The 2,056-nt window shown below is 49.8% G+C and carries 2 protein-coding genes; one reads left to right on the forward strand and one right to left on the reverse strand.

The genetic code is table 11. The annotated features are described in order from the left end of the window. The first annotated feature begins 132 nt into the window (after positions 1–132). Positions 133–1,176, forward strand: coding sequence for a metal-dependent hydrolase (locus tag RN22_RS23860; protein WP_046308422.1), 1,044 nt, complete (start codon positions 133–135; stop codon positions 1,174–1,176). 107 nt (positions 1,177–1,283) lie between these two features. Here RN22_RS23860 and cobO read toward each other — a convergent pair whose 3' ends face one another. Continuing rightward, entirely contained in the window at positions 1,284–1,874 is a 591-nt protein-coding gene (gene cobO / locus RN22_RS23865; protein ID WP_046308425.1) for a cob(I)yrinic acid a,c-diamide adenosyltransferase, read from the reverse strand. Between the last annotated feature and the right edge of the window lie 182 nt (positions 1,875–2,056).

Here is a 2,056-nt window from a genome sequence, read left to right on the forward strand (position 1 = left end):
TGATGACCTCTGAATTCAAGTATCTTCAGGTCGTTTGGGTATATTTGATTTACCCAGTCAGAATGTGCGCTAGAATCAGCCACCTGAACAAGAAAAAGAAATGCCTTCAGCTTTAAAGGAAAACGAACGTTCATGGACTCTATTTCTCAGGCAGCCCTTGGTGCTGCAGTCGCCGGTTTAGTCGCCGGTAAGCGTTGCTCTCCAAAAGTGCTTCTTGCTGGTGCCGCGCTCGGCACAGTACCCGATCTGGACGTGGTACTGGATTATGGCGACCCGATTTCCAATATGATTAAACACCGTGGGTTTAGTCATTCCCTATTTGTTCTGTTCCCGTTTGCTGCCGTATTGGCGGTTTTCTGGAAGCGGTTTTTCGCCAAAGAATGGCCGCTATGGCAACTCTGGGCGCTGTTTACTGCAGTGTTGGTGACGCATCCGATTCTGGATTCTTTCACGACTTATGGCACTCAACTATTCTGGCCATTAGATACGCCACCTGTGGCTATCTCCAGCATCTTTATCATTGACCCGCTGTACACCATCCCATTGCTCATTCCTGTGTTGGCCGCATTTATCTGGCGTAGCCGTGCTGCCAAACTCTGTGGCGTGGGGCTGGCGATTTCTACGCTGTATCTCGCCTGGTCGCTTGTAGCGATTGGCGTGGTGAAAGACCGGGTGGAAGAAAACGTCGCAGGTACGCACCTTGAAGGACAGCCGGTGTTTATTGGACCCACACCTTTCAACACCGTGCTTTGGCGCGTGGTGGTGTTGGATGGCGATAAATACTGGGAAGGCCTGACATCTTTGTTGGATGAAGATCCAACCATTGATTGGATGCCAATGATACGGGGTGATTGGGCATTCCCGAGCAAGCCGGAACTACTCACAGACTTTGAAAACTTCACCCGTGGCTTTGTGCGCTATGAGCAAGATGGTGATGCGCTAACGGCGACGGATTTACGACTTGGCATGGCCATGTACCATCCTTTCAGCTTTGTGGTGGCAGAGCAGGGTGAGAATCAGGTTTGGCAATTGGTGCCGCCAGTGCAATTGGACCCAGGCCCAGTGTTGCCGAGACAAATCCCAGCGCTTTGGATGAGATTGTTGGGCTGGCAGAGTATTGATGCCATGCTTTGCAATGAACATGATTGCTTCCGTGACGAATTGTCATCCAACTGATAGTGATACCAATCGTAGTAAGTATCTGATCATCTACCTACTGTGATTGGTATGAAAAGCCCAGCAATGCTGGGTTTTCTTTTATCTGGTGGCACGGAAAGGGCTAATTACCAATCAATGCCTTTGCGTACCTTGATGCCAGAGTCAAAAGCATGCTTCACATTGCGAACTTCAGAGACAGTATCTGCCATCTCAGTCAGTGTGCGGTGGGCAGCGCGGCCAGTGATGATCACTGACTGGTCGCTTGGACGGTTTTCCAGTGCTTCTACCACTTCATCCAGTTCGACGTAGCCATAGGTGACCATGTAGGTCATCTCGTCCAGCAAAACGACGTCGTAACTTGGGTCTGCCAACATGCGCTTACATTCCTGCCAGACTTCCTGTGCGGCTTGGGTGTCAGCTGCTTTGTCTTGTGTGTCCCAGGTAAAGCCGGTCGCCATGACGTGGAATTCAACTCCGCATTTTTCCAGCAGATTACGCTCGCCACATTCCCAAGTGCCCTTGATGAATTGGGCTACACCGCACTTCTGGCAGTGACCGGTCGCGCGGGTGATCATGCCGAACCCTGAAGTCGATTTCCCTTTGCCATTTCCGGTAATCACCAACAGCAAACCTTTCTCAATCTGTGCAGCGGCAACGCGCTCGTCGACTTGTTCTTTGACTTTTTGTTGTCGGGCTTTGTAGCGCTCATCGCTCATTAGATTTTCTTCCTTTCAAAATAATTTGGCTGAAGCAGTATGGGTGGCCAGTAAGGTTGGATCACAACATACCAAAACCCACTTGTATTGGAAGAGTGTAAATCTGAGTAAATCGCTCTGGTATTGGCGTTCGTACAAAAATTGGTCAACTACAATCAGTCAGAGTATACCCAAACAACCTG

This window comes from Grimontia sp. AD028 (assembly GCF_000973155.1).
Taxonomy (GTDB): Bacteria; Pseudomonadota; Gammaproteobacteria; order Enterobacterales; family Vibrionaceae; genus Enterovibrio; species Enterovibrio indicus.